This window comes from Agrobacterium sp. ST15.13.013 (assembly GCF_027956525.1).
Lineage (GTDB): Bacteria > Pseudomonadota > Alphaproteobacteria > Rhizobiales > Rhizobiaceae > Agrobacterium > Agrobacterium salinitolerans.
The window spans coordinates 25,366-51,832 of the sequence record NZ_JAQKGP010000001.1; the positions used below are offsets into that span (position 1 = coordinate 25,366).

The following is a 26,467-nucleotide window of genomic DNA, read 5'->3' on the forward strand; positions in this document are numbered from 1 at the left end:
TTCATCATCAATTGTCACTCACGCGCATAGAGGCGGAAAACTTTTCCGAGCGCTCCACAGCTAAAAAGAACTGATCATTTAGCCAGTTGGAAACCTTTTTTATTTCTGCTTCGACTTCATTGCTGCTGTATATTTCCACAAACCCTCCGTATTTGTCATAATTTTTGCTGACACCTGACCTTCTTAAATCTTGAAGGTGATAAATATTTTCGGAGATTTCATGAAACCAATCATCGATATCGCTTCCGAAGACAAACGTTGATTTCTGCATCAGTTCAACGAAATCAGTATAAGCTGGATCGCGATATTTTTGCTCGTCGTACTTTTTCCCAAACGCGATGAACTCTTCGTAGATTTTGTATCGCTCTTCGAACAGGCTTAGGCGGTAGGTCTTCTGAGCCGTCTTTTCCGCCAACTCGTGTTGTTGCTGAAGTAAGTCCGATTGCTCGTTTATCGTTCTCAACTGAGCATCAACAACTTCTTGATTCGCGGCGAATTGATCTCGCGTTTCAGTCAATTCCTGTCTTTGCGTAAGGACAGCCGCTACGAGCCAAATGAAAGCTAGCGGTGAGAATACGCCAGCAATGAAATCACCGACTTCGTTCAAGGAGTTATTCGTTGGGTAGATCAAAATTCGATCTAGCCCCAACCAACCGACAAAGATGAATACGTAGGCGATGGTTGCGATGCCTGCCACAAGAAGCCAGTTTACATTCTTCAAGTTCGGCATCTTCACTTCACCAAATTAAGCCGATGAATATCGAAGAATTTTTTACACGTCGCACCATACTGGAAATGAATTCCTTGATCAGCCTGCATACTCCACTGTCCCATATATAAATCGGTGATCTTGGATTTTAGAGAACCTTCGACTTCTTCAGGTATTCCGAGAGCGGTGGCATAGACATCAGGGGTACCAGTGATTTCGTGCGCGAATAGATCGGTCTTTTCGGGCTGCGAATTGAGCAAATCCATGTTTTGGGCAGCAAATCCAAATCCCATGAACACTATTTGCTCGGCTTCCCGGATGGCTTCGCGCATCTTCGCTACAATTTCCGGATCGCGAACGCTTTCTGACCACGTAATTAGGTTGCCAGCCATTGCTGGAAACGCGTCTGCGGTCCCGAAGGGAAAGAGTTCCAAATCTCCAAGCCATCCATACGGATGTATAATATTGATGTTGTTTACTATTTCTCTAGCCGCTTTTGGCGTCAGGTCTTCAAAGCTGCGGGCTAGAGCGTGTTCGAGATAGTGTTCGATGCATCGATCATAATTGAAACAGATGATTGTGATGTTTTGCCCAATGTTGTTCACTTCATCTGCCCGAACGCCATTTATCAACGCTTTAGTGAAGCTCCAAATCCAAGTCTCATCTAGGGATGGAGGATAGTCCACATAACCACGAGCCAATGTGGAGTTTTTCTCAGCCAATGATATGGCGTAAGCAATTTGGAGCTTTCCTACCTCGGATATAGTTAGATTGCCGGAATAGCGGTAGATGTATTCATCGATGCTATCAGCGCTATCTATCCCGACCTTGATTTGCTCACATGCTTTCAAACGAAGCAGGAACTGTTGTAGACTTTCCTCCGTCTCTCTCCCGAAGACCCTGTCGTAATGGCGAAAAATCGCCGTTGGTCCGTCTTTCAATTGACGCCACATATCAAGTTCAAAATGGCAATTATCTTTGATAGTTTTCAGCAACTGCCAGCCAACGGGGAGACCAAACTCGGCACTCGCTCCAGCGCCAATTACGAAAACGGTGTTGTCCTTGAACATTCTTGCGCAGCCCGATTTGCAACTTTACCCATCGCGAACTAAATCATGCGTTGAGTTTGGCTTGCAATACCATTTTTACGGGGAGGGTCTCGCTTTTCGAGATATGCCCAGATTACTGCCAAGGCAGTCAGGGCGATGACCGATGCAAGGACAACGGACAACACCCCTTGAGCAGAGACTTCCAGTCCCAGGAATTTTATGGTGATCTTGGGCATTGGTCGCACCTTTCCATTAAAAAACGAAATCGGTGCTGCTTGCTGCTTCGCATAATGAGAGGTGGGAGAGATTCGTCAATGGTATTGTTGCAACATTATCCCCGACACAACACCTAGTAATTCTTCTGGTGGAAAACGGGGATACGGATTGACGCTTATTTCCTGTAAGCCGCCAGCCCCATAGCAATTATCGCAAGAACGAAGATGAGGACCACCGATACGAGTCCAGATGCACTGGCTTCGAAGAACAGGAATTTGACCGATAGTTGCTGATCCATTGGAGGCGCACCTTTCCATTTAGAAAACAAAATGAAGCTGGTGCTGCTGTGCTGCGCACAATGCATTGTGAAAGGTTGTTGCGTCAACTCAAACCGTGCGCGAAGCTTGCCTCTGGACTCAAGCTTGGACCACCCCGCATCCACAGAATGGCTCCATTACAGTCATTTCGCGTTAAGTCGACTCTCGATTTCAGCCAGCTTTTCCAGATCGCGTTTTGTCAGCTTCAGCATCTGTTGCGTGAGGCTTCTGGCTTCTTTCAGAATGGCTTCGAGTTCAGCAAATCGTTGATAGTCCATGGTCGTCGTTCTCCTGTTTGATGACAGGAGTATTTAGATTTTTGACGTGTTTGCGCGACACTCGGCACATTATCCAGTCGTTGAAATATGCCGGGGTCAAAAGGACATCATGATCGAATTGGGCTTTCGCTTCGAAGTAACCGCATTCAGATGAGGAACGGCACAGATGGAGGATTTCGCGCCTGAAGCCTTCGGGACCGTTTGCGGCAACCAGTTCTTTCAGGGTCGCGTTGCTGCCGTAGTAGGTTTGCCAGTCGCTCTCTGTGATCTTCGAGCGCTTGCGGGATTTGCCTTTGAGTGGTGGAAGGGTGCGTTTTGACCTGAAGGCTTTACGACCGATGTATTTGCGACCGGTGGCAGTCTCGGTGATGAGATAGACGAAGCCGTAGAAGTTTGAGATGTCGGCGGAAGTGAATTCCTTTCCTTGATAGAGCCAAGCCATATAAAAATACCCGAATAAAGGGGTATTTATCGCGGCAACAAAAAAGGCTTCGGGAAGGAGAGAACCCGAAGCCTTTTAAGCGGAGAATAATCCATGCTGACTGAATTGCAGGATCGTCTCTATTTAGCTGTTTCTTGCGCTTGAGATTTGAGCGTCCGAATATAGGCGTCACCTTCATTGAGATAGCACTGAACCAACGCCGCTTCTTCTTCGTCAGTTAAAACCCGATTTCGGTTTGCCCATGCCCATATGCGTTTCACGCATATTACTACAATGAAGAAAACCGCCGTGGAGACGATCCATAGGAGTATCGCGCCGCCCAAGATCGTTGCAAGTATGACAGCTAATTCGGTCATAATCATCTCCGGTACGTATAGGCTTCGTTCAAAAAGGCTGCGCAATTATCGAGGTCAAGAAGTGCTTCAACACGAAGAGATGAGCTATTCTCGGTCAATAATTTCTCAAGTTTGGCAATCGCTTGGTGACAATAATCGAGGGCTTCTTTTCCCGAGCTTTGCAGGAGTTCATTATCAGACTGAGTAGAATCGCTGATAAGCTCTTCGACTGTGTTCTTATAGCGCTGAGCAACCTCCAAATCCGAAATACGGCTGTTCACAAGAGGCGCGGCAAAGTGATCCCATGAGAAGCCAAATCCTTTCAGAACACCCTGTAGTATTGCCAAAAGCCCATGCGCTTCATTGCACTTCTCAATAGCAAGACTTGGATCAGCGAGGACGCCTTCCAACGCGTCGTCAAATCTTTCCCCCACCTCTTTGAAGACGCTATTCACATGATCCCGAAGAAATTCGGCTTCCTCGTCTACTGGATCGGCGTCACCCACAAAAACCTCTAAACCGCTTGCAATGTTTTTCATTTCGTCGCGGTCAGCGGCGATTGCCTTCTCCATAAAGCTCTTCAAAGCTTCCGGATCGATTGTTGTCTGTAGCATTATTGTTCTCCCTTAGATGTGGATGATCAGATTGAGTTCGTCTTGAACCCGCTTCTTCGCCTTGGCATGTGCAATTGCCGCGTCGATGAAGCCTTTTTCTTTCGCGATACGGATCAGCCAATCATAGTGATCGAAGAATTCGTTTCGAAGTTTCTCGCTCGTTAAGAGCTTCTCAAATGTGAATTTAGCCACAAATATATCTTTCAAATAAGTAATCCAATTTCGTTTTGGATTCGGTTTTTATTGCGGGCATGAATGATGGCAGCATCGTAATAGCCCTTCTTTTTCAGTTCGGAGATCAGGCGGTCGTAGAGAAGAAAAAATTCCTGCCGAACGTTGTCGTGTTTGATTATATTTTCGAATGTAAATTCCTTCATTTTGCATATCCGTGTTGGGATATGACTCTGTTTCATATTGTATTTTTGGCTTCTGCCTTCACGGTCAAGTCATACTAAGTTTCAGTTTGGGTTGCTTGTTGTGGGACTGCTTTTTGAAGAGCGTCCAGTTTGTTTTCGAGGTCGTATCCAGCGCCGTACCTCATCGTCATGCCAGCGCTCGAATGCCCCATAATGCTGTTTTTGAGAGTATCGTTGCAGCCAGAGTTTCGCAGGCGATCTGCCATCAGATGGCGGTAACTGTAAAAGCTCTTGTCCGGGGTGACTGTGCGAATGAGCTTGTTCACCATCGCAGAGAAAGCTTCTGGTCCCGTATCGTGATTGTAGCGAGGGAATCCGTTCTTAAATTTCTTCAAGGCATTCACCGCCTCTGGAAGTAGCGGTATGTCTCTCACTCGGCTTTGAGCCTTGGCTTTTGCACGCAAAGCGTTGGGCTGGATCGAAATGTAAGGGATCGGCTCATCAATGTGGATGTCATCCGCCGTTAGAAAGGCAAGCTCTTTGCAGGTTGCGCCGGTCAATTCGCCAAGCAGCGCAATGCATTTCAGTTCGTTGTTCGCCTTGCTGCCTTGAATCTTCTCTCGAAGCTGCACCACTTCAGTTTCTGTAAAGGTGTCGCGTTTGCCATCTTGAGTTTTGAATTTAAGACCGTCGAACGGGTTTAGATGCGCCCGTTCTGGTGCAACCTCCTGCAATGCTTCTTTTACTACGACCTTCAGCCACATGAATTTCTTGTTCGCCGTGGCAGGGGTAATCTTGCCTTCCTTCTTTGTTGCCGCCTTGAACCGCTTCGACAGTTTGAGCTTGTAGTCGCGAGCAACCGTTGCGGAGATGTCGAGAACGTCCAAGTCACCGATTTCTTCGATGAAATTGCTGACGGCTTCCCGGTACTTCATCCATTTTTTATCGGACTCTCTTTTATTGCCCGAATGCAACTCATCGCTATGGAGGTTGATGTACCGTTCCAGCGCCTGTGAGAGTGTCATTGCCGGTTTTGTGGCAACGCCGCCAAGTGCGGCAATTTCGGCATGGTCTGGAGACTGGATGATGTTCATCATCTTTAGCTGCCCCGCCATCATGGAAATTGAATCGCGTATGTTCGCCAACTCAACTTCGAACGCTGGCTGGTAGTTGACCCCCAACCTATTCGAGACTTTCGAAAGCTCATCGAATGAAGGTCGTTCAATATCTGCGATATCGGACTCACTGAACAGATTGCGATAGTAAGTCATGAACGCGGCTGCTTTTACCGCCGCCTCATTCTCGGATCGGGTTTTCAGTGAGTGCCAGAACTCCCGCCTCTTGAATTTTCGTCGTTGGGAGACGGGAACGGCGATCCGGAAATAATATACGCCCTTACGGTTGAATATGTGTTTTACGTCGAGCCGCATTACCATGACCTCCCAATATGAATAAAAAACACCTCCTTCGACAGAACATCGGTGAATTGATTTGTTTTCAAAATATATTTGATTTCCGCACGGGCGAATAGAAGCGAATATGTGACGCCTCCGCGAATGCGGTTGAATATATTAATGGCATATTCAATGAATGCTGTCAATAGAAACGTGGGAGTTATTCTTGTTCTTCTAAAATAGTAACTTTCTGTTTTGGAAACATATTGGATTTTGCGCTCAATGATACTTCGATAGCGCAAGAGGCTCCGTATAGGATCAAGCAAACATATGAACGCACGCGATTTTGTAGCAACGCCGTCTGAAAAATGTAGCAAAAAGGGGCTTCTACCCCTTAATTTATTGATTTTTATAGAAAAAATGGTGTCCACGAGAGGATTCGAACCTCCGACCCCAGGATTCATACCGCTTCGGCTTTCGCCGCCGTCCCGCCGTTTGCCGGCAAGACGTTCGTGGTCTGGACTGTCCCTTCACCATGGGCCGTCAGGCCTTTAGGTGCTGCCCATCCAGTCTCTACACCTTCACCGGATTTCTCCGGAGCTTGGCTCGGGATTGGCATGCTGGAAGACCAGCGAAGCTTTCCCCGACTTTGAGCAGATCGATTGCGTCGTTTCCGGGCGCAACCCCCAATTTGTCTTAGGAATCCTGTGCTCTATCCTGCTGAGCTACGTGGACACTGAATTGCTCTTTAACCCGAGGCAGCCATTGGATCAACCGCGTTCTTCATCGCGGTCGATCTCTTCCTCGGCTTTCTTCGCGTTGACCGGCAATCAGCTCGTCAGGCGCTGTTCGGCCAGTTTCACCCAGTAGGAAATGCCATAAGCGATGGCGTCATCATTGAAATCATAACCGGGATTGTGAAGCCCGGCCGAATCGCCGTTGCCGATGAAGATGAAGCAGCCCGGCCTTTCCTTCAGCATAAAGGAGAAATCCTCTCCCGCCATGGAGGGATCGACATCGGGGTCGACATTCGGTTCGCCCGCCACATCGCGGGCCACACGAATGGCGTGGTCGGTCTCGGCGGCGTGGTTGAAGGTGACCGGACAATAACGCTCATAAACGACTTCCGCTTCCGCGCCGTTGGCAAGGGCGACACCTTCAGCCATCTGCTTGATGCGATCCTGCGCCAGATCGCGCACTGTTTCATCCAGGCTGCGCACCGTGCCGGCGATCAGCGCCTCGTTGGGAATGATGTTGTGGCTTGAGCCGGCCTGAAAGCGGGTGACGGAGACGACAACCGAACGGATGGGGTCGGCGTTGCGCGAGGCGATCATCTGCAGGTTGCCGACGATCTGCGCGCCGATGGTAATGGGGTCGATGGTGCGGTGCGGCTGCGCCGCATGGCCGCCACGGCCCTTGACGGTGATCGAGAATTTGTCGGGTGCCGCCATGATGCCGCCCTTGCGGATGGCGAAGGCGCCGAGCGGTATGCCCGGCATGTTGTGCATGCCATAGACCTCGTTGATGCCGAAACGCTCCATCAGGCCGTCCTCGACCATGGCAAGCGCGCCGGCGCCGCCTTCTTCCGCCGGCTGGAAGATGACGGCGATGGAGCCGGCGAAGTTACGGGTCTCGGTGAGATATTTGGCCGCGCCGAGCAGCATCGCCGTGTGGCCGTCATGGCCGCAAGCATGCATGGCGCCCGCGGTTTTGGAGGCCCAGGGCTTGCCGGTTTCCTCGAGGATGGGCAGCGCGTCCATATCCGCGCGAAAGCCGATGGTGCGATTGCCCGGAAGATTGCCCCTGATGATGCCGACGACACCCGTGCGTCCAAGACCGGTCACGATTTCGTCAACGCCGAAAGATTTCAGCTTCTGCGCAACGAAGGCTGCGGTGTTGTCGACATCATACAAAATCTCGGGATTTTCATGCAGGTGACGCCGCCATTCGCTGACTTCCTGCTGGAGTTCGGCGGCTCTGTTCAAAATTGGCATTCGTTCATTCCTGGGTTCATCGGTACGGCGTGCGGTAAAATCCTATCCTCCGTGCCGGATAGTGCGCCGCATAATTGACGTAATCAATGTACTTTGCCATTGCTAGGACATATATGGTGAATATTGCCATTCCCCGACCGAAGACGGGAATTCGAGGACAAGCCTTGCCACAGATTTTTAAATCGTCAAACGCCGCCCGACGGCTCTCCGCAGCTATTGCCATCGCGACCGCAGGCCTCGTCGCCGCGGCGCCCGTGGCCAATGCCAATCCGAAAATGGTTGTCGATGTTAAAACCGGCAAGGTGATTTCCCACCAGGAAGCCTTCCGCAAATGGTATCCCGCTTCGCTCACCAAGCTGATGACCGCCTATATCGCCTTTTCGCAGATGAAGGCCGGCAAGATCAGCCCGCAGACGGAAGTGGTGATGAGCAAGAAGGCCGCGGACCAGCCGGCCTCGAAAATGTATTTCAAGCCCGGCCAGAAGCTGACGATGGATAGCGCTTTGAAACTGCTGCTCATCAAATCCGCCAATGACATCGCCGTGGCGATTGCAGAGACCATCGGCGGCACCAGCGATAATTTCGTGGCGCAGATGAATGCGCAGGCCCAGCGGCTGGGCATGAGTTCCACCCGTTACATCAATGCCAATGGCCTGCCCGGCAAGGGACAATATACGACAGCCCGGGATCTGGCGCTGCTGGCGCTGATCATCAAGCGCGAGTTTCCGGAATATGCCCATTATTTCTCGCTGGAAGGCGTCAGCACCGGCAAGAAGAACTATGCCAATTTCAACATGCTGGTCGGCCGTTTCGATGGCGCGGACGGTATGAAGACCGGCTTTATCTGTGCCTCCGGCTTCAATCAGGTGTCGTCGGCCGTGCGCAATGGCCGCTCTGTCATCACGGTCGTGTTGGGTGCGGACAGCCTCGCCGGGCGCACCGACCAGTCGGCCGATCTGTTGCAGATGGGTCTGACGGCCCCTTCCGGCCAAGGCGTTTCGCTGGCCGCGCTGGCGCCCTATGGCGATACCGGTGATGTGAACGATATCAGCGCCGAGATCTGCAACCCGAAGGCCGCCAAGGTGCGCAGCGAAAGCCGCGACGAGGCCGGCCGCATGGTCATCCATTCCCCCTATGTTCAGGAAATGACCCGCCCGCCCGAATATTCCTTCGCCGGCCTCATTCCCGGCAGCGAGACGGTGGCGGTGAATGCCACCAAGGGAGCCGGTAAGGGCGAACTCGCGAACGTGCCGATTCCGATCCCGCGCCCGACATTCTGACGATCGGTGATTTCCTTAAGGGAGAGCCTCGCGGTTGCAATGCGGTTTGTGTATTCGCAGGTCGATGATGTTATGATATTACAGTGTCGCTCGCGGCTTGCAGGCGCGGGCGATTTCTTTTAGCTCCAAGCGGCTCCGGGTTTCGTGTCGTCCAGTGACCTGCCGGAGCGGCCATCAACACACAGGCAGGTCATGTCTCGCGATCGCATCCCGGTTTCCATCATCACCGGATTTCTCGGCGCCGGAAAATCGACGCTGCTCAACCGGCTCCTCAAGGATCCGGCGATGAGCGATGCGGCGATCATCATCAATGAATTCGGCGATGTCAGTATCGATCATATGCTGGTCGAAAGCGCTGGTGAGGGCATTATCGAACTGGCGGAAGGCTGCCTGTGCTGCACGGTGCGCGGCGAGCTGGTGGATACGCTGGCGGAACTGATGGACGGCATCCAGACAGGCAAGCTGAAGCCGGTAAAACGGGTGGTGATCGAGACGACGGGCCTTGCCGATCCTGCCCCCGTCATGCAGTCTGTGATGGGCAACCCGGTCATAGCGCAGAATTTCGTTCTGAACGGTGTGATTACGGTGGTGGACGCCGTGAATGGCCTTTCCACGCTCGACAATCACCAGGAGGCGGTGAAACAGGCCGCTGTGGCCGACCGTCTGGTGATGACCAAGCGCGCGCTTGCCGATGCCGCGACAATTTCCACGCTGACAGCCCGTCTACAAGCGCTCAATCCGCGTGCGATCATCGAGGATGGCGACAAAACCGATTGGAGCGCTGCGGGGCTTCTCGACAACGGCCTTTACGACGCCGGCAGCAAGAATGCCGATGTCGGTCGCTGGCTGGGCGAGGAGGCGGAGCACGATCACCATGAACATGATCACGAACAGGGTCATCACCACCACTATCATGGCGAACACGACAACCATCACCACGACGTGACCCGGCACGATGCGTCTATCCGTTCTTTCTCGATCGTTCACGAAGAACCGGTCAGCCCGATGGCGATCGACATGTTCGTGGATCTGCTGCGCTCGGCGCATGGGGAAAAGCTTCTGCGCATGAAGGCCATTGTCAAGCTGTCGGATAATCCGGGCCGGCCGCTGGTGCTGCATGGGGTGCAGAATATTTTCCACACGCCCGAGCGCCTAGCGGCCTGGCCGGATCCGGTCGATCAGCGTACGCGTATGGTGCTGATTACGAAGGATTTGCCTGAGGCTTTCGTCCAGGACCTGTTCGCGGCCTTCACAAGCACACCGGGTGTCGACCGGCCGGACAGGCAGGCGATGACGGATAATCCGCTGGCGGTCTCCGGGTTGCGGTTTTAGGGCGTGTCGTGATGGTCTAGGTCGGTGGGAGTGGTTCACCCCCCTCTGTCCTACCGGACATCTCCCTCTCAAGGGAGATCGACAAGCGGCTTGCTCCGACCATCTTTATGGGGACAGCAACCCGAAGTGCAGAGCTGGTGAGAAAACGAGCAGTCGCCGCAACTGATCTCCCCACCTTGAGGGGGAGATGCCGGGCAGGGTAGAGGGGGGTAAGCCCGGAGCGTCAGCATTGAACGCCGGTTACCCGCCCTTCACAATCCGAAACCGGTGTCCCTTATCCAGCGCAGTGGTTTCCACCAGGCTATGCCCATCCTCATTGCACATATGCGCAATATCGATCACCGCCAGCGGATCGGTCGTCTCGACGGTCAGAACATCTCCCGCCTTCAGGGTTGCGAGTTTCTTGCGGCTTCTCAAAACCGGTAGGGGGCATTTAAGCCCCCTCAAATCATAGACGATCTCGGCCGTGTCGCTCATTCCTTGGCCCAGAACTTCCAGAACGGCTTCTTTTCCGGCGCTTCCGGAGCAGCAGGTGCTGCGGAATAGGCAAGCGGGTTCATGGTCGGAACCGGGACGCTCTGCCCGGCTGCTGCGGGGGTAGCCGAGGCAACCATCGTCGGTGCCGCGGGGGCCGGGTTCGATTGCGGTGCTGCGGGCTGTACTGCCGAAGGACGCGGGCCACGCAGGGAAGAGGCGGTTGCGGTCGTCGCCGGTGAGGACGACGTCACCTGCTGCGCCTTTTTCTCCATCAACGCGGCATATTCGGTTTCCTTCATCAGCTTGCCGGCCTTCAGCGCCGAGCCAGTCGGGGCATAGGCGGGCTCGCGGCCCTTGCGCTTTTCGGCCACCAGCGCCTTGCGCTCGGCTTCGCTCGGGTCGTACCAGGCCATGCCGTCATATTTCTTCATCGCCTTTTCATAGGCGAGATCGTAGGTCTTCTCGTAGCTGGAGAGTGCGCTGACGAGCGCCGGCGGTGTGCTCATGGCCGGGCATTGGGCAGACGCATTGAAGCTGCCGCCTTCCGTCTGCTGGTTGAAGACATATTTCTTCTCGCAGACATTCACTTCCGGCGGGCGCTTGGTCACTTCGAAATTGTCGTATCCGACCTTCAGCATCTTCCAGAATTCGAGATGTTCGCTCTTGCGATGACGGGCCATGTTTTCCGCCGTCATGCGGAAGGGGAAGGCCTGCAGCTGCACTGTCTTCTGGCCGCCCTTGAAGGCGTCGCGCGCAAAACCGTAGATTTCAAGAATCTGCGCATCCGTCATCGAATAACAGCCGGAGGAGGAGCAGGCACCGTGGATCATCAGATTGGTGCCGTTGCGGCCATTGGCGGCATCATAGCGGTTCGGAAAGCCGGTATTGATGGCGAGGTAATATTTCGAGTTCGGATTGAGATGCGCAGGCGTCAGGTTATAGAAACCTTCAGGCGCCTGCCGGTCACCCTCTTTCACCTTGGGGCCGAGCTTTCCGGACCAGGCGCATATCTGGTATTCGGCGATTTTGTCGAAGCGGTTGTCGCGCTTGGCCTTCCAGATTTCCAGCGCGCCTTCTTCCTTGAAGATGCGGATCATGATCGGCGAGGTACGATCCATGCCCTTTTTGTCGATCTCGGCCAGGATGGACGGAGACAAGGGGTAATCGACCTTGTTCTTGATGTGCGACACATCACGTTCGACGGTTTCAAGCGTATCGTTGCAGCCGGTGAGAATAAGCGCGGTGCAGGCGAGAAGGGCAAAATGTGTCAAACGCATGATCTGATCCGAAAGACGATGGCACGAAATGGCGGCAGTTCTATACCGTTCCGTGTGCAATTTAAATACGGTATTAACCGTTTACATCTTCTTAACTCAAATCGGATCCGCCCCGCGGCCGCCGATACATCTGTTGATGTGACCGGACTATGGCCGAGTTGGGGCGACAGCGGCGGAAATTAAGGCCGCCTTAGAGGTTTCGGCCGATATCCAGGAATTTCTGGCGGCGTTCGGCGCGCAGCTGCGTGCCAGAGCGCTGGGAAAGATCGGCCAGGGCCTTGGCGATAACGTCACCCGTTGCGTTGATGACGGTTTCGGGAGCGCGGTGCGCGCCGCCGATCGGTTCCGGAATGATTCCGTCGATGACGCCGAGCGATTTGAGATCTTCGGAGGTGATCTTCATGTTGGTCGCGGCTTCCTTGGCGCGGGTCGAATCGCGCCAGAGGATGGAAGCGGCGCCTTCTGGCGAGATCACCGAATAAATCGCATGTTCGAGCATATAGACGCGGTTGCCCGTAGCAATCGCAATTGCGCCGCCCGAGCCGCCTTCGCCGATGACGACGGAGACGATCGGCACCTTCACGTTGAGGCACATTTCCGTCGAGCGGGCGATAGCTTCGGCCTGGCCGCGCTCTTCGGCGCCGACGCCGGGATAGGCGCCTGCCGTATCGATGAGGGTGATCACCGGCAGCGAGAAACGGTCGGCCAGTTCGAGCACCCGGATCGCCTTGCGGTAACCTTCCGGGCGCGGGCTGCCGAAATTATGCTTCAGGCGGCTTTTGGTGTCGTTGCCCTTTTCCTGGCCGATGATGGCGACGGGCTGACCGTTAAAACGGGCAAGGCCGGCCTGAATGGCGGCGTCTTCGGAAAATTTGCGGTCGCCGGCCAGCGGCGTGAAATCGGTGAACAGCGTCTTGGCATAATCGACGAAATGCGGACGCTGCGGGTGACGCGCGACCTGCGTTTTCTGCCAGGCGTTCAGCTTGGAATAGATGTCCTGCATCGCGTCGTTGACGCGCGATTCCAGGCGGTTGATCTCCTCCGAGGTGTCTATGCTCTCGTCTTCATCGGCAAGCTTCTTCAGCTCGATAATCTTGCCCTCAAGGTCCGAGATAGGTTTTTCGAAGTCGAGATAATTGTGCATGAGATCCGTTTCCGATCGTTTTGCGCAAGGTTTGAGCCGGATTATCCGGCGGTTCCGGTCGCTCTAATCAAGGTTTTTGCCCTGTTTGGCAAGGGGGTGATGCGTTTGTACCAGCTCTTGCAAGCGTTCTTCCAGCACATGTGTATAGATTTGTGTCGTGGAAATGTCGGAATGGCCGAGCAGTTCCTGCACCGCGCGCAGATCCGCACCGTTCTGCAGCAGGTGGCTGGCAAAGGCGTGGCGCAGGACGTGCGGCGATATCGCAGACGGGGTTAGGCCTGCACGGACGGCGATGTCCTTCAGGTCGCGGGCGAAGACCTGGCGGGGCAGGTGGCCTTCCTTGCTGCTGGAAGGAAATAGCCACGGGCTTTCCGGTGTCTCCGGTTTTTTCTGCGAAGCGGCCACCTTGCTTTTCTCGGATGCGAGCGCCTTTCTGGCAGCCTCGTATTTTTCCATCGCCTCGATGGCGGCGCGGGAAAGAAGGACCATGCGGTCCTTGTTACCCTTGCCGCGGATCATCAGGAAGCGGCCTTCCTGACGCAGCACCTTGACCGGCAGCGAGACGAGTTCGCTGACACGCATGCCGGTGGCGTAAAGCAGTTCGAGCAGAAGATGCATGCGGATGCGGGCAAGCTGGCCCGGGCCTTCGGTTGCCGCTTCCTGCGCCGCGAGACCGAGAAGCCGGTTCACATCGGCGACGCTCATCGTTTTCGGTAAAGCGAGACCTTTCCTCGGCGCGTCGATGATGCCGGTCGGGTCGTCGCCGCGCAGCCCTTCCGAATAGAGAAAGCGATAAAACTGCCGCATGGATGAGAGGCGCCGCGCCTGCGAGGTGGCGGCAAAACCCTGCGCGGAAAGATGGCTCAGATAGGCGGAAAGGTCAGGCGTCTGCGCCTGCGTCAGGGACTGGCCGCGCTGACCGAGAAATTCGCGCAGATCGGAAAGATCGCGCTCATAGGAAGAGAGCGTGTTGGCGGCAGCCCCGCGTTCGGCGCTCATCATTTCCAGAAAACTTTCCAGCCGCGTACCGTCGCGCCCTGCCATCGGTTGTCCGCTCATGGGGTGCGCCTTGCCGGTTCGGTCGACGGCGGGTTCAGCCGCTCGGAAGGGATGCGGACCGTCACTTCGCGGTCGCGCGGTTTGACGACCATGACGAGCAGAACCATGCCGCCATAGATCAGCCCCGCGATGGTCGCCAGTATCATCGTGAAGCGGAAGAGGGTGGGCATGGCGGCTCCGTGAAAGTGGCGGTCGAAATTTATATGCGGTGCGGTGAAAGCGGCGACAAGATCAAAATGCCCGCTCCGCCCCATGCCGCATGCGGCGATGATTGTGATTCACCGCAATTCAGTCAGCAATTTGGCTTGACGCTTCGTAAACATTTGCAGATATCCATGCCAAACGGGCTTTCAAATCTATGAATGAAACGAATTTATCCGTCCCGGCCACACTCGGGGAGCAAGCGCGGGCAAAGCTCGGACGGCGCAACATCGTCTTCGTCGGGCTGATGGGGGCTGGAAAGTCGGCGGTGGGCCGCATGGTCGCCCAGCAGCTCAGGGTTCCTTTCATTGATACGGATGTCGAGATCGAGCGCGTGTCGCGCATGACGATATCGGAACTTTTCGCTACCTATGGCGAGGAAGAATTCCGGGCGCTGGAAACGCGGGTCATCAAGCGGCTGCTGCGCGGCGGCCCCAAGGTCATTTCCACCGGTGGAGGTGCTTTCATCAACGACAATACCCGTCGGCACATCGCGCGCGGCGGCATTTCATTGTGGCTGAAGGCCGATCTCGAGGTGTTGTGGGAGAGGGTCAACAAGCGCGATCATCGCCCGCTTCTCAAGACCGAAAACCCCAAGGCCACGCTGGCGGCCCTGATGGAGAAACGCTATCCGATCTATGCAGAAGCGAATCTGACCATCGAATCCCGTGATGTCCGCAAGGAAATCATCGTGACCGAAGTGCTGGCCGCCATAGCCGGCATCGAACAGAAAGACTGATCCCATGACGCCTTCCGAAATTCACGCCGATGAACGTCTCGTCCATGTGCCGCTTGGCGAGCGCGCCTATGACATTCTGATCGGGCCGGGCGTCATCGGCCGGGCGGGCGGCGAGATTTCGGCGCGGCTGAAGGGCAAACGCGCGGCGATCATTACCGACGAACATGTTGCGCCGCTTTATCTCGAAGGCCTGATGGATGGCCTGCAGACAGATGGCATTGAGGCCGTCTCGCTGACGTTGCCGGCTGGCGAAAAGACCAAGAGCTTCGAGCATTTGGTCACCGTCTGCGATGCGGTTCTCTCCGCAAGGGTGGAGCGTAACGATGCGGTGATCGCGCTCGGCGGCGGCGTGATCGGCGATCTCGCCGGTTTTGCCGCCGGCATCGTGCGCCGTGGCGTGCGCTTCGTGCAGATACCGACCTCGCTTCTGTCGCAGGTGGATTCCTCCGTCGGCGGCAAGACCGGTATCAACACCCGCCACGGCAAGAATCTGATCGGTGTTTTCCACCAGCCCGATCTGGTGCTGGCGGATACGGCGGTGCTGGATACGCTAAGCCCGCGGGAATTCCGCGCCGGTTATGCCGAAGTTGTTAAATACGGCCTGATCGACAAACCGGATTTCTTCTTCTGGCTGGAAAAAAACTGGGATGACATCCGCACCGGCGGCCCGGCCCGCATTCAGGCGATTGCGACCAGCTGCCAGGCCAAGGCAGACGTGGTGGTGGCCGATGAAAAAGAAAACGGCGTGCGCGCCCTTCTGAACCTCGGTCACACTTTCGGTCACGCACTGGAAGCGGCAACCAATTACGACAGCAAGCGGCTGGTGCACGGCGAAGGCGTCGCCATCGGCATGGTGCTGGCCCACCAGTTCTCCGCCCGCCTCAATCTGGCAAGCCCCGACGATGCCGCCCGCGTCGAGGCACATCTGAAGGCCGTCGGTCTGCCGACCACGATGAAGGATATTCCCGGCGAATTGCCGCCGGTCGAGACGCTGATGGCGGCAATCGCGCAGGACAAGAAGGTCAAGGGCGGCAAGCTCACCTTCATCCTTACCCACGGCATCGGCCAGTCCTTCGTGGCTGACGATGTGGCGGCGTCCGAGGTGCAGTCGTTCCTGACGGAGAAGCATCCGGGATGAGATGTTGAGCGATACGGTGAGGGCGCCCCCTCATCGCCTCGCTCCGCTCCGGCACTTCTCCCCGGCGGGGAGAAGAACAAGCCGCTTTGGCAATGCTATACGGGGGAACGGCGCTGGCGCTTTGAGCAAGGCGTTGCCGCCCGGTTTCTTCTCCCCGCCGGGGAAACGGTGGCCCGAAGGGCCGGATGAGGGGGCTTGCTCTCGGCTCCAATGACCACCTAGAACCGCACCGCTTCCCCCGGTGCCGCCGCCTCTATCGCCAGCGCATGCAGCCCGGCATCGAGTTCCGGCTTCAAAAGCGCGTTGATCGCCCGGTGGCGTTCGACGCGAGACTTGCCTGAAAAGCTTTCCGACACTATCTGAACACGCATATGTGTCTCGCCCGTACCGGTTATATCCGGCTGGTGGCCGGCATGCATCTGGCTTTCATCGACGACCCTCAGGCGCTGCGGTGAAAAGCTTTCCCTGAGCTTGGTTTCTATGCGCTCTCGCAGAGACATTCGAAGGGCTCCAATTCTGTTTGCAGGTCTTTGAAGGGGGCTCCTTAAAAGCCTGTAACATTCCACTTTGTCAATTCTTGTTGTGCGGCTTTTCGCACCCCATAATCAGGGCATCATGAAACTGGATTCGAAATATTTCGACCGCATCCGCACGCGCCGGAAAAGGGAGCGGGAACCTGAGGTTCAGGCCCCAACCTGCCAGTGGGACGGATGCGACAAGCCGGGCGTTCACCGGGCACCCGTCGGCCGCAATGCCGAGGGGCAATTCTTCCTGTTCTGTTTTGAGCATGTGAAGGAATACAACAAGGGCTATAATTACTTTTCCGGCCTCTCCGACAGCGAAATCGCCCGTTACCAGAAGGAAGCGATCACCGGCCATCGCCCCACCTGGACGGTGGGCGTGAACAAGACTGCGCGCGACAGCCCGCTGCATTCCACTTTGCGCTCCGGCTCAGCCAGCGGCAACGCGCGTATTCGCGATCCTTTCGGCTTTACCGGCGGTTTTGCCGGCGGAGGAAGGGCCGGCGGCACGCGCATGCAACAGGACCGCAAGCTGAAGACGCTGGAGGCAAAAGCCTTCGATACGCTCGGTCTTCCGTCCAGCGCAAAGCAGGAAGACATAAAAAGGCGTTATAAGGAGCTTGTCAAAAAGCACCATCCTGATGCTAATGGTGGCGATCGTGGTTCGGAAGAACGTTTTCGGGCTGTTGTTCAAGCATATCAATTGTTAAAGCAGTCAGGTTTCTGCTAAGCCAACTTACGTGTTTACCGCCTGATTGATGATGTGGCCGGGTGGCTGCCGCCCGCCTTGGAGACGTGATGAGCAAAATCGACCTTGATATTTCCAACCTGCCCGACACGACGGTGTCTGTGCGGGAGGTTTTCGGCATTGATACGGATCTGCGGGTTCCCGCCTATTCCCAGGGCGACGCCTATGTGCCGGACCTCGATCCCGACTATCTTTTCGACCGCGATACGACGCTCGCGATCCTTGCCGGTTTTGCTCACAACCGACGTGTCATGGTCTCCGGTTTCCACGGCACGGGTAAATCCACCCATATCGAGCAGGTCGCCGCCCGCCTCAACTGGCCCTGCGTGCGCGTCAACCTCGACAGCCATGTCAGCCGTATCGACCTCGTCGGCAAAGACGCCATCGTCCTCAAAGACGGCAAGCAGGTCACTGAATTCAAGGACGGCATCCTGCCCTGGGCCTACCAGCACAATGTGGCGCTCGTTTTCGACGAATACGATGCCGGCCGCCCTGATGTGATGTTCGTTATCCAGCGCGTGCTGGAATCTTCCGGCCGCCTGACGCTGCTCGACCAGAGTCGCGTCATCCGTCCTCACCCGGCGTTCCGCATTTTTGCGACCGCCAACACCGTCGGCCTTGGCGATACGACCGGGCTCTACCACGGCACGCAGCAGATCAACCAGGCGCAGATGGACCGCTGGTCCATCGTCACCACGCTGAACTACCTGCCGCACGAGCAGGAAGTGAACATCATCGCCGCCAAGGTGAAGAGCTTCGACAATCCGAAGGGCCGTGAAACCGTCTCCAAGATGGTGCGCGTGGCCGATCTCACCCGTTCGGCTTTCATCAATGGCGATCTTTCCACGGTCATGAGCCCGCGTACCGTCATCACCTGGGCGGAAAATGCGGAAATCTTCGGCGATCTCGCCTTTGCCTTCCGCGTAACCTTCCTCAACAAGTGCGACGAGCTGGAGCGCACGCTGGTTGCCGAACAGTATCAGCGGGCCTTTGGCGTCGAGCTGAAGGAAAGCGCTGCGAACATCGTTCTCAGCGCCTGATCGTCCCCGGCTTGTCCGGAGACGATTTCGATGACTTGAAGACGCTGGCAGACTGCGCGCATATCGATGGGCGGTCTCCACGCGTCGGCAAATGACAGGAAAGACAATGGCAGGGCGCGGCGACAATTCCAGAGCAAAACCGGGTACGGCGGTCGATACGGAGCCGTTGCGTCAGGCGATTGCCGGATGCGTGCGATCCGTCGCTGGCGATGCCGAAGTCGAAGTCGTCTTCGCCAATGAACGGCCGGGCCTTGCCGGCGAGCGCATGCGCCTGCCGGAAATCTCCAAGAAACCGACAGCGCAGGAAATCGCCATCACCCGCGGTCTCGGCGATTCCATGGCGTTGCGCCTTGCCTGCCATGATGCCGATACCCACGCGGTCATGTCGCCGCAGGGCGCCGAAGCGCGGCTGATTTTCGATGCTGTCGAACAGGCGCGCGTGGAATCGATCGGCGCGCTGCGCATGCCCGGCATGGCCTCCAACATCCAGGCCATGAACACCGAAAAATACGCCAAAGCCAACTTCGCCGGCATCAACAACAAGGACGATGCGCCGCTTGCCGAAGCTGTGGCGCTTCTGGTGCGCGAGAAGCTGACGGGTGAGAAGCCGCCGGAAAGCGCCGGCAAGGTTGTCGATCTGTGGCGCGATTTCATCGAGGACAAGGCCGCCGGCGACCTCAAGGATCTCTCCAGCGTCATCACCGACCAGAAGGCCTTTTCGCGGCTGGTGCGCAAGATGCTGACCTCCATGCAGATGGCGGAGGATTTCGGCGACGAGGATAACGAGCCCGAGAGCCAGGAAGCGGAATCCAACGAGGACCAGCCGCGCACCAACGAGACCGAAGAGGAACAGGTCGAGGAAGAGGCCGGCTCCGACGCGACGCCCGCCGATGAAAACGAGGCCTCGCAGGAGGAAATGGAAGAAGGCGAGATGGACGGCGCCGAGATGTCGGACGAGGAAATGTCCGACGATCTCGACGAGGATTCCGAAACGCCCGGCGAGACCCGCCGCCCCAACAGCCCCTTCGACGACTTTAATGAAAAGGTCGATTACCGCATCTTCACCCAGGAATTCGACGAGGAAATTCACGCCGAGGAACTGTGCGACGAGGCGGAACTCGACCGTCTGCGCGCCTTCCTTGACAAGCAGCTCGCTCATCTTCAGGGCGCCGTCGGACGGCTGGCAAACCGGTTGCAGCGCCGCCTGATGGCGCAGCAGAACCGTTCCTGGGACTTCGATCTGGAAGAGGGCTACCTCGATCCGGCCCGCCTCGTCAGGCTCATCATCGATCCGATGCAGCCGCTTTCCTTCAAGAAAGAACGCGACACCAAGTTCCGCGATACCGTGGTTTCGCTCGTCATCGACAATTCCGGTTCGATGCGCGGCCGTCCCATTACCGTGGCTGCCACCTGCGCCGATATTCTCGCGCGCACGCTGGAGCGGTCCGGCGTGAAGGTGGAGATTCTGGGCTTTACCACCAAAGCCTGGAAGGGCGGGCAATCGCGTGAACAATGGCTCGCCAATGGCAAGCCGGCGTCGCCGGGCCGTCTCAATGATCTGCGCCATATCATCTACAAATCGGCGGACGCTCCGTGGCGGCGCGCGCGGCGCAATCTTGGCCTGATGATGCGTGAGGGACTGCTCAAAGAAAACATCGACGGTGAAGCGCTGATGTGGGCGCATAACCGCCTGATCGGCCGCCCCGAGCAGCGCAAGATCATGATGATGATCTCGGACGGAGCGCCGGTGGACGATTCGACCCTGTCGGTCAATCCCGGCAACTATCTGGAACGGCACCTGCGCGCGGTCATCGAGCAGATCGAGACACGGTCGCCGGTGGAACTGCTGGCAATCGGTATCGGCCACGATGTGACGCGCTATTATCGCCGCGCCGTGACCATCGTGGATGCGGACGAACTGGCCGGCGCGATGACCGAGCAGCTTGCGGCGCTCTTCGAGGATACGAGCGGTGCTTCCGGTTCGTCCCGCAGGCTGCGCCGTGCCGGATAAGCGGGGTAAGGCTTCTTCCCTTTGCAAGACGCTTGCGATGGCCGCCATTCTCGCGGCCGCATGGCTGTTCCCGGTTTCCATCGGCGCTTCCACCATCGATGTGCCGGTGAGCGCGCGTCTCCTCTCCTCTTTCGAGGTCGGCACCAGCGAAAAACGTTTCGGCAAGCTGGAGTTTGTCGGCGGCATGGTGATGAGCGCGCCGGAAAAGCTGTTCGGGGCGATATCGTCCATCCGTTTCCGCCCCAATGGGGAGGACTTTGTTGCGGTGCTGGATACCGGCCATTGGCTGACGGGCAGGGTCTTGCGTGACGCTCGCGGTGCTTTGTCCGGAATTGCCGATGCGCGCATCACCCCCATGCTGGACATGAGCGGGCGCGAACCGCCGCGCAAGATGGAGATGGATGCGGAAGGGCTGGCGCTGCGCGACGGCAAGGTGTTCGTCAGTTACGAGCAGCGACACAGGATCGATATCTATCCCGATCCGGGCTTCGCCACCGCAAAGCCGCTCGAACGTCTGCCATATCTCATCCCCAGCAACGAGTTGCGTCATAACGGCGGCCTGGAGGCTCTCGCGGTATCGCCGGCCGATTCGCCGCTCGCCGGCGCTCTGGTCGTCGTGGCTGAAAAAAGTATCGATACGGACGGCAATCTTCTCGCCGCCATATTGGAAGGCCCGCTGAAGGGCACATTCGCCGTCACGCATCATCCGTCATTCGACGTGACTGACGGTGTGTTCCTTCCCAATGGCGACCTGCTGCTTCTCGAGCGCCGCTTCAATTTCGCTGAAGGCGTGGGTATGCGCATCCGTCGCATCCGTGGTGCTGATATCCGGCCGGGTGCTGTGGTGGATGGCGAAATCCTCATGGAAGCCGGCATGGCCTACCAGATCGACAATATGGAAGGCATGGATGTGGTGAAGGGGCCGGACGGCTCGACGCGCCTCATCATCGTTTCCGATGACAATCACTCGTTCCTCCAGCGCAACTTGATGCTGGAATTCAAGCTGGTGGAGTAAAATCAGGCCTGCTGCTGTGCCGCCTTGTAGGCTGCCATCAGGTCCTCGACGGGAATGCCGTCGATCTTCATGCCGGTCATTCGGCATGACGTTATCTGCGCACCCGACAGGTTTGAGTTGCTCAGTTTCAGACCGGAAAAATTGACGTCATCGATCGACCAGCCGGACATGTTGTTATCCGTGAACGACGCACCCGACAAATTGATATTGTTGAAGCTCGCCCCGGAAAGATTGACGTTGTCGAAGACCGTGCCGGATAGATTGACGTCGTTGAAGGTTGAGCCTGAAAGCGTGGCGCTGGCGGCCTCCACGATGTCTATAACGTCCTTGATCTGCATGTCGACCTGCCTCCGCGCTGTGCCACGGACGACAGACTGCAATGCTGACGGCTGGCTTGCAAGCGCGATTTGATCCGCGCTTGCCCGGCCTCAAACGCGGCCCGTTTTGACGGTGTCCGGCATCGGCTTCAGCGTGTTCATCAGCGCGCCGTAGGGCAGGAGCATGACGAGGCCGACGAGAACTTTCACCGACAGATCGCCCAGCGCCCAGGAAATCCACCGAGGGGCCTCCAGAGCGAAAACGCCGAGCAGCGGCGCGCTTTCGGTGGCGAAGGCGTCGTTGGGGCCGACAAAGGAGAAGCTCGCGGCAAAGGCGATGGAGAAGAACAGGGCCGTGTCCAGCACCGATCCCAGCATCGAGCCCGCGAGTGGCGCATGCCACCAGCGTTGGCGGCGCAGGCGGTTGAACACGGAAATATCCAGCAACTGGCCGATCAGATAGGCGGTGCCGGACGCAACAGCGATGCGCGGAATGGATGTCCAGAAGGACAGCGTGACACCAACGACGAAGCCGGCAAGCACGACGCGACGCGCTATGGACGGGCCGAACTGGCGGTTGGTGAGGTCCGTGACGAGGAAGGCGATCGGATAGGTGAAGGCACCCCAGGTCAAAAGGTCGCCGAGATTGACGCCGAACAACGAGCCGGAAAGCGGGTATTGCACCAGAATATTGGACGCGACGACCACCAAAGTCATCAGCAGAACATAGATAAGCGTAAAACGCAGATAGGGCATTTTTTTATCCTGGGTGATGCCACCAGTTGGAGCCAAGCATCGGAAGAAAACGTCTCAAACGGTTTTCGCAAAACCCGATGCAACGAAAATCTGGAACAAACAAAAGGCTTGAGCGGCAAAAGCCATCCAAGCCTTCTGAATATCAAATGATGTCGAAGCCGCTATTAAGCAGCTTCAGCCGTCTTCTTGGCGATCTGGCGGCGCAGGAGACGAGCGCGCATGCTCAGTTCGTTTTCGCCGGACTTCAGAAGGAAGGCATCGAGGCCGCCACGGTGTTCAACGGAGCGCAGAGCGGCTGCGGAAACACGCAGGCGGAAACGCTGGCCGAGAGCATCGGAGATCAACGTGACCTGGCAGAGATTCGGAAGGAACCGGCGCTTGGTCTTGTTGTTGGCGTGGCTGACGTTGTTGCCCGTCTGGACGCCCTTGCCGGTCAATTCGCATACACGGGACATGGGTACACCTATTTCGTTTCGTCTGTTTCACCACTGGCTCGCCACCGGCAAAACCGGGGTGGCAATCCAACTGGCCATGATTGGAAAGTTGCGGTTCTATAGTCAGACGGGACCTAACAGTCAAGCCGCTCGCGATCAAATGAAAGGAAATTCCGGCGTTTTCAACCGGCATCCGCTTTTTTATTGCCACAAGTCAGCGTATATGATCGCCCGATAAGGCCGCTTCCGCGCCTCTTTTAAGGTGATATCGAAATGATTGCCAGAGGAAAAAGCATTTTCGTGGCCGCGACAATAGCGTTAACGGGCGTCTCCCCCTCGCTCGCCGCAGAAGCGCGCCACACAAGCGAATACAGCATCAATCTCGGCATTTTGCCGATTGCCAGGGCGAGTTTCTCGACTCGCATGGATGGGCCGAATTATTCGATCTCCGGGTCCTTCAGCGCCGCCGGCCTCGCCAGTATCCTCAAGGATATTTCCGGCAAGACGACCGTTTCCGGCGCCAAGCGCGGCCACCGGCTGCAGGCCAACGAATATTCGCTGGTCTACAAGGACGGCAAGCGGGTACGCACCTATGACGTTGTCTATCGCAACGGCAACGTCACATCGACGACGGTGAAACCCGAACCGAAAGCCCGGCCGGACAACTGGGTTGACGTGAAGGACCGCGACCTGCGCTCGGTTCTCGATCCGATTTCCGGCCTCATCATTCCAGCCGGCGGCCGCATCTGCCCGACTCGCCTGCCGATCTATGACGGCGAATCGCGGCTCGATCTGGTTTTGAGCTCCAGCGGCACCAGGCCGTTCAAGACCAACGGTTTTAACGGCGACGCCATCGTTTGCAAGGCGCGGTATGTGCCGAAGTCGGGTTACAGGCAGGGGCGCAAGGATATCGAATATCTGAAATCCATTTCCATGGAGATCTGGTTCGCCAAGTCGAACAACATGGATGTCTATGCGCCTGTCTACGCCATCATTCCGACCCGGGTGGGGCAGGTCTATATCACCGCTACGAAATACGGCGGCTGACCAAGATTGATGGCAGGGCAATTGAAAGTAGGCGTCGCCGCGTATTTCCTCTCCCCGGCGGGGAGAAGAAACAAGCGGAGCACGACCGGGCCTCTAATTGCTCTCAGGGTTATGCCGCATCACCTGGCGACCAGCCCGGCTCGGCCATAACGAAGCTCGAAAAGGCAAAGCCCGGCGAGACGGTGCAGCCGACGAGCGTGAAGTCACCGCGGCTTTCGGCCGATTGCCAGCAATTGGCGGGAACGATGACCTGCGGGCGCTCGCCTTCAAGAATGGCGGGGCCGAGCGTGAAGGTCCGCACTTCCCGACCGTCCTGCGAAAGATGCAGCGCAATCGGCGCGCCGGCATAATAGTGCCAGACCTCAACCGCATCGGTGACCCGGTGCCAGTGCGAGCGGTCGCCCTTTTCCAGGAGATAATAGATCGCCGTCGAATGACCGCGCTCACCGCCTGCCTTGTCGCGGAACGTCTGGTGGTAAAAACCGCCCTCGGGATGCGGCTCCAGCCCCAGTTCGCGAATGATCGCCTGCGCCGATATCTCCGTTCCCATCAGAAATTGTCCTTGCGTGTGCGGATTTCCGCGAAAACATCGGCATCGGTGGCGCTTTCAAGGCCGAGATATTTGCGAATGCCGGCATCGGCCACCCGCATATAGGGGTTGGTCTGTTTTTCGAGCCCGATGGTGGTGGGAATGGTGAATTCATTCGCCTGTCGCGCCTTTTCGATGTGGGCCGCGCGCTCGCTCAGTACAGCATTTTCCGGGTCGACGGTGAGGGCGAAACGGGCGTTCGTCAGTGTATATTCATGGCCGAAATAAACTTTGGTCTCATCCGGCAGTGCCATGAGCTTCTGGAAGGAATGCCACATATCCGCCGCCGGACGTTCGAACAGGCGGCCGCAACCCATGGCAAACAGCGTATCGGCGGCAAACAGCAGCCCGTCATCGGGCAGATAATAACAGATATGGCCTGCCGTATGTCCGGGCGTGGCGATAACCTGAACGCGGCGGCCGGCGAATTCGAATTCGTCGCCATCGGCCTGCGAACGGTCGAGGCCCGGAATCGCAACCGCTTCGTCATAGGGGCCGTGAATTTCGCAGCGGAACCTGTCTTTCAGAGCCAGATTGGCTTCCACATGGTCCTGATGGTGATGAGTGGTCAAGATATGGGTGAGTTTCCAACCGTGGCCGTCGAGCGCCCGCAGGATAGGCCCTTCTTCCGGGGCGTCTATGGTGGCCGTCGCGCCGCTTTCAGGATCGTGCAGGAGCACCCCGAAATTGTCGCTGCGGCAAAGAAAGACGTCAATTTCCAAAGGTTTCATCTTATCCTCTCCATTTGCCGGCCAAAACCGGCGCATTCGTCCGCCTGCTTTCCTATGTAAGGGCAGACGCCTTGAAGTCCAACCGCCTGATGCTACATTCTCGCCCATGAATACCGATATCGTCGATCTGCGCGAATTCTATCATTCTCCGCTTGGCCGCGCGGCCGAGCAGGCGATCACCATGGCGCTTTCGACGCTGTGGCCGCCTTTGCCGGAAGAGCGGCTGGTCGGCCTTGGTTACGCCGTGCCGTTTCTGGAGCGGTTCCGTCGCGATACGGAGCGCACCTTCGCCTTCATGCCGGCGGGGCAGGGGGCTGTGAACTGGCCGGCGGGCGAGCTGTCTTCCACGGCGCTGGTCTTCGACGAGGAACTGCCGCTGCCTGATTCGTCGATAGACCGGGTCTTGATGGTGCATGCGCTGGAATTTGCCGAAAATCCGCGCGAAAGCCTCAAGGAACTGTGGCGGGTGCTGGCGCCCGGCGGCCGCCTCGTCATCGTGGTGCCGAACCGGCGCGGCGTCTGGGCGCGCATGGAACATACACCTTTCGGTTCCGGAAGACCCTATTCACGTGGACAGCTGACGGCGCTTTTGCGCGAAACCAATTTCACGCCGGGCGCCTCCGCCGAGGCGCTGTTCTTTCCGCCCACCACAAGCCGGCCAATACTGAAATTCCGCCGTTATCTCGAACATACCGGCCGTCGCCTCTGGCCACTGTTTTCCGGCGTCATCGTGGTGGAAGCCCAAAAGCGCCTCTATCAAGGGCTGCCGGTCACCCAGCGTGCCTCGCGCCGCGTTTTTGTGCCGGTACTGGCCCCACAGGGCGTGCCCACCACCCGCATCGCGGCAAGCCAGAGAAAGCCGCGCTGACCCTCGACAAAGTGCCCATTCCGGTCTAATGCCTCCGGC

The 26,467-nt window shown here is 56.9% G+C and carries 32 protein-coding genes and 1 tRNA gene; 10 read left to right on the forward strand and 23 right to left on the reverse strand.

The genetic code is table 11. From position 1 onward, the window contains the following. Positions 1-7 precede the first annotated feature (7 nt). The 12 genes from PL597_RS00135 to PL597_RS00190 form a co-directional block, all read right to left on the reverse strand. Positions 8-730, reverse strand: coding sequence for a hypothetical protein (locus PL597_RS00135; protein WP_271364345.1), 723 nt, complete (start codon positions 728-730; stop codon positions 8-10). A gap of 2 nt (positions 731-732) precedes the next feature. Then, positions 733-1,779 carry a hypothetical protein gene (locus PL597_RS00140; RefSeq protein WP_271364346.1) on the reverse strand — a complete coding sequence of 349 codons (1,047 nt, stop codon included), beginning with the start codon at positions 1,777-1,779 and terminating at the stop codon, positions 733-735. Positions 1,780-1,817: 38 nt separating this feature from the next. After that, positions 1,818-1,994 (reverse strand): hypothetical protein, encoded by a 177-nt coding sequence (locus tag PL597_RS00145; protein ID WP_271364347.1) that lies wholly within the window; start codon positions 1,992-1,994, stop codon positions 1,818-1,820. Between the two features lie 440 nt (positions 1,995-2,434). Continuing rightward, a complete protein-coding gene (locus tag PL597_RS00150; protein ID WP_271364348.1) occupies positions 2,435-2,569 on the reverse strand; it encodes a hypothetical protein in 135 nt (44 codons plus the stop codon). Beyond that, entirely contained in the window at positions 2,547-3,011 is a 465-nt protein-coding gene (locus PL597_RS00155) for a hypothetical protein (RefSeq protein ID WP_271364349.1), read from the reverse strand. The genes PL597_RS00150 and PL597_RS00155 overlap by 23 nt, the downstream gene beginning before the upstream one ends. Positions 3,012-3,130: 119 nt before the next feature. Next, positions 3,131-3,367 (reverse strand): hypothetical protein, encoded by a 237-nt coding sequence (locus tag PL597_RS00160; RefSeq protein WP_271364350.1) that lies wholly within the window; start codon positions 3,365-3,367, stop codon positions 3,131-3,133. A gap of 2 nt (positions 3,368-3,369) precedes the next feature. After that, the gene (locus tag PL597_RS00165; RefSeq protein WP_111801481.1) at positions 3,370-3,960 is read right to left on the reverse strand and encodes a hypothetical protein; all 591 of its coding nucleotides are present in this window, start codon (positions 3,958-3,960) and stop codon (positions 3,370-3,372) included. A gap of 12 nt (positions 3,961-3,972) precedes the next feature. Beyond that, the gene (locus PL597_RS00170; RefSeq protein ID WP_271364352.1) at positions 3,973-4,167 is read right to left on the reverse strand and encodes a hypothetical protein; all 195 of its coding nucleotides are present in this window, start codon (positions 4,165-4,167) and stop codon (positions 3,973-3,975) included. Next, the gene (locus PL597_RS00175) at positions 4,164-4,337 is read right to left on the reverse strand and encodes a hypothetical protein (protein ID WP_158273768.1); all 174 of its coding nucleotides are present in this window, start codon (positions 4,335-4,337) and stop codon (positions 4,164-4,166) included. Before PL597_RS00175 ends, PL597_RS00170 begins: the two co-directional genes overlap by 4 nt. Positions 4,338-4,411: 74 nt before the next feature. Beyond that, a complete protein-coding gene (locus PL597_RS00180) occupies positions 4,412-5,746 on the reverse strand; it encodes a DUF6538 domain-containing protein (protein WP_271358766.1) in 1,335 nt (444 codons plus the stop codon). 385 nt (positions 5,747-6,131) lie between these two features. Next, a tRNA-OTHER gene (locus PL597_RS00185) sits at positions 6,132-6,228 on the reverse strand. 312 nt (positions 6,229-6,540) lie between these two features. Continuing rightward, positions 6,541-7,704: a M20 aminoacylase family protein gene (locus PL597_RS00190; protein ID WP_077985243.1), complete on the reverse strand. Its 1,164-nt coding sequence runs from the start codon at positions 7,702-7,704 to the stop codon at positions 6,541-6,543. A gap of 164 nt (positions 7,705-7,868) precedes the next feature. Between PL597_RS00190 and PL597_RS00195 the strand changes: the two genes are divergently transcribed. Continuing rightward, positions 7,869-8,984, forward strand: coding sequence for a D-alanyl-D-alanine carboxypeptidase family protein (locus PL597_RS00195; RefSeq protein ID WP_162520353.1), 1,116 nt, complete (start codon positions 7,869-7,871; stop codon positions 8,982-8,984). A gap of 192 nt (positions 8,985-9,176) precedes the next feature. Beyond that, positions 9,177-10,316: a CobW family GTP-binding protein gene (locus PL597_RS00200; protein WP_271364353.1), complete on the forward strand. Its 1,140-nt coding sequence runs from the start codon at positions 9,177-9,179 to the stop codon at positions 10,314-10,316. A gap of 240 nt (positions 10,317-10,556) precedes the next feature. Here the strand turns inward: PL597_RS00200 and PL597_RS00205 are convergent, their stop codons facing one another. The 5 genes from PL597_RS00205 to PL597_RS00225 all read right to left on the reverse strand — a co-directional run bounded on the left by PL597_RS00205 (position 10,557) and on the right by PL597_RS00225 (position 14,443). Next, positions 10,557-10,793, reverse strand: coding sequence for a sulfurtransferase TusA family protein (locus tag PL597_RS00205; RefSeq protein WP_077985240.1), 237 nt, complete (start codon positions 10,791-10,793; stop codon positions 10,557-10,559). Further along, positions 10,790-12,070 carry a L,D-transpeptidase family protein gene (locus tag PL597_RS00210; protein ID WP_271364354.1) on the reverse strand — a complete coding sequence of 427 codons (1,281 nt, stop codon included), beginning with the start codon at positions 12,068-12,070 and terminating at the stop codon, positions 10,790-10,792. The genes PL597_RS00205 and PL597_RS00210 overlap by 4 nt, the downstream gene beginning before the upstream one ends. A gap of 190 nt (positions 12,071-12,260) precedes the next feature. Next, positions 12,261-13,214: an acetyl-CoA carboxylase carboxyltransferase subunit alpha gene (locus PL597_RS00215; protein WP_271364355.1), complete on the reverse strand. Its 954-nt coding sequence runs from the start codon at positions 13,212-13,214 to the stop codon at positions 12,261-12,263. Positions 13,215-13,277: 63 nt separating this feature from the next. Continuing rightward, on the reverse strand, positions 13,278-14,273 hold the full coding sequence (gene xerD / locus PL597_RS00220; RefSeq protein WP_269823429.1) for a site-specific tyrosine recombinase XerD: 996 nt from the start codon (positions 14,271-14,273) through the stop codon (positions 13,278-13,280). Beyond that, positions 14,270-14,443, reverse strand: a complete 174-nt coding sequence (locus tag PL597_RS00225; RefSeq protein ID WP_035239639.1) for a hypothetical protein — start codon at positions 14,441-14,443, stop codon at positions 14,270-14,272. The genes xerD and PL597_RS00225 overlap by 4 nt, the downstream gene beginning before the upstream one ends. 188 nt (positions 14,444-14,631) lie before the next feature. Here PL597_RS00225 and PL597_RS00230 point away from each other — a divergent pair, with 188 nt between their 5' ends. After that, complete coding sequence (locus tag PL597_RS00230; protein ID WP_080795106.1) at positions 14,632-15,213, forward strand: shikimate kinase; 582 nt, start codon at positions 14,632-14,634, stop codon at positions 15,211-15,213. A gap of 4 nt (positions 15,214-15,217) precedes the next feature. Continuing rightward, complete coding sequence (aroB, locus tag PL597_RS00235) at positions 15,218-16,351, forward strand: 3-dehydroquinate synthase (RefSeq protein WP_269833688.1); 1,134 nt, start codon at positions 15,218-15,220, stop codon at positions 16,349-16,351. A 218-nt stretch (positions 16,352-16,569) separates the two neighbouring features. Here the strand turns inward: aroB and PL597_RS00240 are convergent, their stop codons facing one another. Further along, complete coding sequence (locus PL597_RS00240; protein ID WP_271364357.1) at positions 16,570-16,851, reverse strand: BolA family protein; 282 nt, start codon at positions 16,849-16,851, stop codon at positions 16,570-16,572. 115 nt (positions 16,852-16,966) lie between these two features. Here PL597_RS00240 and PL597_RS00245 point away from each other — a divergent pair, with 115 nt between their 5' ends. From PL597_RS00245 to PL597_RS00260, 4 genes are all read left to right on the forward strand, one after another. Then, a complete protein-coding gene (locus PL597_RS00245; protein ID WP_077985232.1) occupies positions 16,967-17,602 on the forward strand; it encodes a J domain-containing protein in 636 nt (211 codons plus the stop codon). Between the two features lie 68 nt (positions 17,603-17,670). Further along, entirely contained in the window at positions 17,671-18,660 is a 990-nt protein-coding gene (cobS, locus tag PL597_RS00250) for a cobaltochelatase subunit CobS (protein WP_003523293.1), read from the forward strand. Positions 18,661-18,766: 106 nt separating this feature from the next. Beyond that, complete coding sequence (gene cobT / locus PL597_RS00255; RefSeq protein WP_269833689.1) at positions 18,767-20,671, forward strand: cobaltochelatase subunit CobT; 1,905 nt, start codon at positions 18,767-18,769, stop codon at positions 20,669-20,671. A 37-nt stretch (positions 20,672-20,708) separates the two neighbouring features. Further along, positions 20,709-21,686, forward strand: coding sequence for an esterase-like activity of phytase family protein (locus tag PL597_RS00260; protein ID WP_271364359.1), 978 nt, complete (start codon positions 20,709-20,711; stop codon positions 21,684-21,686). Between the two features lie 2 nt (positions 21,687-21,688). Here PL597_RS00260 and PL597_RS00265 read toward each other — a convergent pair whose 3' ends face one another. The 3 genes from PL597_RS00265 to rpmB form a co-directional block, all read right to left on the reverse strand. Continuing rightward, positions 21,689-22,024 (reverse strand): pentapeptide repeat-containing protein, encoded by a 336-nt coding sequence (locus PL597_RS00265; protein ID WP_077985339.1) that lies wholly within the window; start codon positions 22,022-22,024, stop codon positions 21,689-21,691. Positions 22,025-22,114: 90 nt separating this feature from the next. Beyond that, on the reverse strand, positions 22,115-22,759 hold the full coding sequence (locus PL597_RS00270; protein ID WP_077985230.1) for a queuosine precursor transporter: 645 nt from the start codon (positions 22,757-22,759) through the stop codon (positions 22,115-22,117). A 164-nt stretch (positions 22,760-22,923) separates the two neighbouring features. After that, positions 22,924-23,214: a 50S ribosomal protein L28 gene (rpmB, locus tag PL597_RS00275; protein ID WP_003509888.1), complete on the reverse strand. Its 291-nt coding sequence runs from the start codon at positions 23,212-23,214 to the stop codon at positions 22,924-22,926. A gap of 252 nt (positions 23,215-23,466) precedes the next feature. Between rpmB and PL597_RS00280 the strand changes: the two genes are divergently transcribed. Beyond that, on the forward strand, positions 23,467-24,240 hold the full coding sequence (locus PL597_RS00280; protein ID WP_077985228.1) for a DUF3108 domain-containing protein: 774 nt from the start codon (positions 23,467-23,469) through the stop codon (positions 24,238-24,240). A 109-nt stretch (positions 24,241-24,349) separates the two neighbouring features. Here PL597_RS00280 and PL597_RS00285 read toward each other — a convergent pair whose 3' ends face one another. Further along, positions 24,350-24,790, reverse strand: a complete 441-nt coding sequence (locus tag PL597_RS00285; RefSeq protein WP_170985607.1) for a cupin domain-containing protein — start codon at positions 24,788-24,790, stop codon at positions 24,350-24,352. Continuing rightward, on the reverse strand, positions 24,790-25,560 hold the full coding sequence (gene gloB, locus PL597_RS00290) for a hydroxyacylglutathione hydrolase (RefSeq protein ID WP_271364360.1): 771 nt from the start codon (positions 25,558-25,560) through the stop codon (positions 24,790-24,792). Before gloB ends, PL597_RS00285 begins: the two co-directional genes overlap by 1 nt. Positions 25,561-25,666: 106 nt before the next feature. On the opposite strand from gloB, the gene PL597_RS00295 reads away from it, so the two are divergent. After that, complete coding sequence (locus PL597_RS00295; protein ID WP_173991008.1) at positions 25,667-26,428, forward strand: class I SAM-dependent methyltransferase; 762 nt, start codon at positions 25,667-25,669, stop codon at positions 26,426-26,428. The last annotated feature ends 39 nt before the right edge of the window (positions 26,429-26,467 follow it).